General features: G+C 68.0%; 4 protein-coding genes. All 4 read left to right on the top strand.

The window, feature by feature from the left end; all coding sequences use genetic code 11:
* The first annotated feature begins 128 nt into the window (after nucleotides 1-128).
* The gene (locus VKA86_02960) at nucleotides 129-1,151 is read left to right on the top strand and encodes a hypothetical protein (GenBank protein HKK70149.1); all 1,023 of its coding nucleotides are present in this window, start codon (nucleotides 129-131) and stop codon (nucleotides 1,149-1,151) included.
* Complete coding sequence (locus VKA86_02955) at nucleotides 1,151-2,803, top strand: peptidyl-prolyl cis-trans isomerase (GenBank protein ID HKK70148.1); 1,653 nt, start codon at nucleotides 1,151-1,153, stop codon at nucleotides 2,801-2,803. The genes VKA86_02960 and VKA86_02955 overlap by 1 nt, the downstream gene beginning before the upstream one ends.
* A gap of 46 nt (nucleotides 2,804-2,849) precedes the next feature.
* On the top strand, nucleotides 2,850-4,835 hold the full coding sequence (locus VKA86_02950) for a cytochrome c3 family protein (protein HKK70147.1): 1,986 nt from the start codon (nucleotides 2,850-2,852) through the stop codon (nucleotides 4,833-4,835).
* A partial coding sequence (locus VKA86_02945) for a cytochrome c3 family protein (protein ID HKK70146.1) occupies nucleotides 4,835-5,564 on the top strand: 730 nt, incomplete at its 3' end. The genes VKA86_02950 and VKA86_02945, both read left to right, overlap by 1 nt.

Raw genomic sequence — 5,564 nt, 5'->3', positions numbered from 1 at the left:
GGTCGACGATCCGCACCGAGACCGGGCGGGGATTCTGGGCCTCACTGTTCGGGACCGGGGGCGACACGATGAGCCAGGTCAGTCGAACGGTTGCCCGTGAGGCGATCGAGGACCTGGTCGACTGAGTCATGCGTCGTCTCGTCCTCGCACTCCTCGCCTCCTTGCTGCTGCCGGCGGCGCCCGCCCGGGCGGCCGGCGAGCGCGTCGTCGTGCTGCCCTTCGCGAACCTCACCGGCAAGCACGAGGCCTTCGAGATCGTGCTCCCGGCCGTCTACGCGCGTCTGAAGGCCCACGGCCTCGACGTGGTGCGGCACGACGAGGTGCGTCCGGTCCTCCGCCGCCATCGGATCCGCGCGCTCGGCGAGATCGGGCGCGACGATGCCATCCTCCTGCGCGAGGAGACCGGTGCCCGCTACGCAGTTCTCGGCTCGCTGGACATCTACCGTCCGGAGCTGTCGTTCGAGGTGCACGTCTCGGCGCGGGTCCTCGATCTCGAATCGCTCGAGCTGATCACGGCGACCAGCCGTGGTCTGTCGGTCCAGGAGACCGAGTCGTGGTTCGCGAGTGGCCGCGCGTCGAATGTCGAAAGCGTGATGCGCGACGTCCTCGACCCGCTCACTGCCGATCTGATCGCCGCCATGCGCCCGTCGGGCTCCGAGCGTGAGGCATATCACACCTGCGGTCTTGTCGCCCTGGTGCCGCTGGATGACTATTCGAACCAGCGATATGCGGCCGAGATCCTCCGCAATCTGCTCATGGCCGAGCTGGTCGAGCACGGCTGGCAGGTCGTCGAACCCGGGTTCGTCCGGGAGATCCTCCTCGACGAGCAGCGGTTGGCCCGAGGTGGCGTGTCCAGCGAAGTGCGCGAGATCCTCCGGGACCGCCTCGGCGTGTGCTGGATCGTGACCGGGGATCTCGAGACCTTCGCCGTTTCCCCCAGCGGCCAGGAAGCCGCGACCCCATCCCTGAACTTCGGGCTGCGTCTGATCGACGCGCGCCGGTCGCGACTGCGCGCCGCGGTCGAGGTCGAGCGTGACGGCGCCGATGGCGAAGGTCTCTTCGGGACGGGGCGCGAGTATTCGATGTGGCGACTCGCCCGCTCCTGCATGGAAGACGTCGTCGAGTGGATGCAACGAGAAGGAGACCAGTGATGTTCCCGACCCGGTGGATGCGAAGCGCGTTGCTGATGGCCGTGGTGGTCGTCATCGCCTCGCCCACGCTCGCCGCCGATCCGGCCGACGACTCCGCGGTGTTGATCGAGGTCAACGGCGAAGAGATCCGCAGTGACCGGATCGACGCCATGATCATGAAGTCGCACGGACGCAACGACATGAGCATGGCCGGCGAAGAGCTCCTGGTGCGGTTGCTCGACAAGGCGGTCAACGACGCCCTGATCGTGCAGGAGTCCGTCGCCATGCAACTGCACGAAGAACCGCTGCTGGTCGAATCGGTCGAGGAGGCCGCGACCCGCGTGGCCGTCCGTGAATTCGTGCGCGACCGCTACGAGCAACCGAGTGAGGTGAGCGAGGAGCAGATCAAGGAGTTCTTCGCCGACATGTACCACCGGATCCAGCTGCGACAGATCTCGCTGCGCACCCGCGAGGAGATCGTTGCGGCCCGGGTGGCGATCGGGGCCGGTGCCGACATGGACGCCCTCGGGCGCGAACGCTCGCTCGACCCGAAGGCCGTGAAGGGCGGCCTGCACAATTTCGTCCACTGGGCCGACGTGGAGAACACCCTGCGCGACGCCGCGCGTGGACTCGACGTGGGTGAACTCTCCGAGCCCTTCCGTTACCGGCAGGCCTGGGCAGTGGTCCGTGTGGAGCAACGCGCCGATCCGGACTGGGGCGAACTGGAGACCTACCGCGAGTTCATCCGCGGAGCAATCCTCTCGGACATACAAGAAGAGGCCTGGGACCACTTCGTGGCGGAGCTGCGGGCCGAGACACCCGTCGAGATCCACGAGAACGCACTGGAGCGCATGCGGGAGGACGGCGACCTGGTCTTCCGGGGCGAGTTCCGCACCGGCTCCGAGGATCCGGCACTGGTGATCGACGACGAGCACCTGATGACCGAGGGTGAACTCCGCGACGCAACCGGACGCATCGCCCTGGAGATGGGCGACCGGGGCTTCGAGCCCATCCTCGAACAGTCGCTGGAGCGCCAGATCGAGCGCCTGCTGCTGCGCACGCACGCCGAGCGCGAGGGCTACTTCGAACACCCGAAGGTGATCGAGGCCTACGACGCGGAGATGGAACAGGCCCTCATCAACCACTACCTCGACGAGACCGTCGTGTCGAAGATCCGGTTCCGCCGCGACGAGTTCGAAGAGTTCTACGAGGAGAACCAGGATCGTTTCCGGGGTTCCACCGAGGTCAAGGTGTCCTTCCTCCTGCTCGGTTCGAAGGACGAGGCCGACGAGGCCTACCGGCGACTGCTCGACGGTGCGGACTTCGAGTACCTGAAGGAGGAGCTGCAGGGCGGCGGCCACGGCAGCGACACCGCGAAGTGGGCTCCGATCGAGATGTTCTCGCCGGACATCGTGGAGGCGGTGGGCGACATGGAGGTCGGCGACACGTCCGGTGTCCTTCCCTTCAACGAGCGCTACATGATCGTTCGTCTCGACGGTCGCCGCGGGGGTGAGGTCCTGCCCCTCGAGCAGGTCGAGATGCAGATCCGCGAGGCGATGTTCCAGAAGCAGTTCCAGGAACGGCTCGACGAGCAGCTCCGATTGCTGAAGGAACGGTCCGAGATCGTGCGGCACGACGATCGGATCCGCGAGTACTTCTCGGCCGAGTCCTGATCGAGCCGAGCATCCCCGTGTCCAGCGTGACGGCAGGAGTGGATCGATGACGCGCGAGAGCGGGAGACGCAGGAACCGGCGCGACGCGCTCGTGTTCCTCGTCGTGATGGTGACGTTGATCGTCCCGGTCCGGGACACCGGCGCGCAGTTCGAGCGCGGGCGTCGGTTCTCCGACGGCGGGGACTGCACCTCCTGCCACGAGATGGAGGCGACGGAGGCGCGGCATCTGCATGCACCCTTCGAGGACGAGGACTGCGCCGCGTGCCACAAGCCCCACGGCATGGTCGGGGCACTCAGGCTGAAGGCCAGCGGCGCGGCACTGTGTGCGGACTGCCACGACGAGGAGTCGCTCGGCCTGACGAGTCCGGTGGTGCACGATCCGGTCGCCGGTGGCGACTGCCTGTCCTGCCACGACCCCCACGCGAGCGATCACGCAGGCCTGCTGCGTGAGAGTCCCGAGCAGGCGTGTTTCAGCTGCCACGACGGTTCGGCCTTCGAGCGCGAGCACGTCCATGCCCCCCTCGAGGACGGTTGCAGTTCCTGTCATGTCACCCACGGCGGCGAGCACGAGGCCCTGCTGGCCTCGGCGCCGGAGACGCTCTGCGCGAACTGCCACGAGACCGGCGCGGAGCTGGCCGACACCCACGCGGGTTACCCCGTCGAGGGTCAGGACTGCGGTCTGTGCCACGACCCGCATTCCAGCGACGTCGAGGGTCTGTTCACGCAGTCGATCCACATGCCGGTGATGGACAACGACTGCGAGACCTGTCATCTGCCCGCCGGGGAGGGCGAAGACTACGCGCTGGCCGCCGGGGCCAACGAGCTGTGCATGATGTGTCACGATCCCGGCGACGCAGATCTCGACGATCCGCACATGGCCGTGACCGCGGGCGAGTGCACCGACTGCCACGATGCGCACGGTGCCGACCGTGGACACCTGCTGGCGCGTCCGGCCATCGACTTGTGCACCGATTGCCACGACGGTCCGTCGTCGGTGGTGGCCAAGGTCTCGGTCCACCGGCCTTTCGTGCAGGACTGCGTGCTGTGTCACACGGCGCACGGCGACGTCGGTTCGCACCTCGTGCGCGCGGAGGGCAACGACCTCTGCCTGGACTGCCACACCGACCAGGCCGCCGAGATGGAGGCCGAGAACGTGCACATGGCGTTCTCGGGCGGGGAGTGCCTCGACTGCCACGAGGCGCACGCCGCCGATCATCCGTCGCTCACCGTGACCAACGGTCTGGACCTCTGCAGCAACTGCCACGTCGAGGTCGAGGACTGGTTGCGGCTGCGCAGCTCGCACATGCCGGTCAAGGCGGGCGACTGCACCGAGTGCCACAGCCCCCACGCGTCGTCGCGGCCGGCGCTCTTGAGTACATCGCCCGACGAAGGGTGCAAGGAGTGCCACTCGCAGCTCGAGGCCGGCGAGGATGTCCTCCCCGTGCGGCACATGCCCTTCGACGACGGCGAGTGCTCGCTGTGCCACGATCCGCACGCCACGAAGTTCGATGGACTGTTGGTGGACTCGCAGCCGAACCTCTGCGGTGGCTGCCACGTGGCCGGCCAGATGGACGACGCCGTGAGCACGCACCATCCCGTGGCCGAGGGCGAGTGTACGGCCTGTCACCTGTCGCACGCCGGTAAGCTCGACGGCCTGCTGCCCGAGCCTCCGGGGCGTCTCTGTGTGAGCTGCCACGCCGACATCGGTGAGAAGATCGAGGCCCCGGCGGCGCACATGCCGGCCGCCGAGGGGGGATGCCTGGACTGCCACGAGGCCCACGAGAGCGAACTCGAGACGCTGCTCGCGTCGTCGGTGCCGGGGCAGTGCCTCGACTGCCACGACGGCGAGGGCGACGACTTCCGTCGCCTGCACCTGGGTCTGGAGGGATCGCAGATCGACTGCCGCAAGTGCCACGACGCCCACGGGGCGCCCCTGGAAGGATTGATGCTGCAGGTCCAGCACGGACCCTTCGAGGACCGTTCGTGCGCGGCCTGCCACGTGGAGGCCGAGAGCGCGGGGGAGGGCGAGTGATGAGGGTCGGTGTCCTGGTCGCTGGACTGTTGTTGCTCGTCGGCGGATCGTCGGTGGCGAGCGTGGTCGAGGTCGACGAGCCAGCCATCTGCTACGTCTGCCACGCCGAGGCCGAGGCCGAACTCGAGCAACCCGTGGTCCACGCGGTGTACGACATGGGCGAGTGTTCGGCGTGCCACAATCCGCACGCGTCGAACCACGCCGATCTGTTGCAGACCGAGGAGTCCTCGTTGTGCGTCGAGTGCCACGCCGACTACGAGGACGCCGCGGACTTCGAGGTCTCCCACGCCCCGGTCGCTCGTGGCGACTGCGTGAGCTGCCACGAGCCGCACGCCTCGGGCTACCGTTCGCTCCTCCGCGGCGAGCCTCTCGACGAGTGCGCGTTCTGTCACTCGCAGGTCTCGGGCTGGAAGAACGCGCAGGTCGTGCACGCGCCGATCGCCGACGGTGACTGCTCGACGTGCCACGACGTCCACGGGTCCGATCAGGCCGGGCTCCTGCGGCGGGACGTGAACTCCACGTGCCTCGAGTGTCACGTGACCGACGACACCTTCTTCGCCTCGCACCAGACCCGGGCCATCGCGGACGCGGACTGCAGCACCTGCCACGATCCGCACGCTTCGGGGCGCGAGGGCCTGCTGCGCACGAACCAGCACGCCCCCTTCGCCAGCGGGAGCTGCGAGACCTGCCACGACGATCTGGGGGCGTCGACGGACTTCGCGGTGACCG

It is taken from the genome of Candidatus Krumholzibacteriia bacterium, assembly GCA_035268685.1.
Lineage (GTDB): Bacteria > Krumholzibacteriota > Krumholzibacteriia > JAJRXK01 > JAJRXK01 > JAJRXK01.
This window is presented reverse-complemented; position numbering and strand designations above follow the sequence as displayed.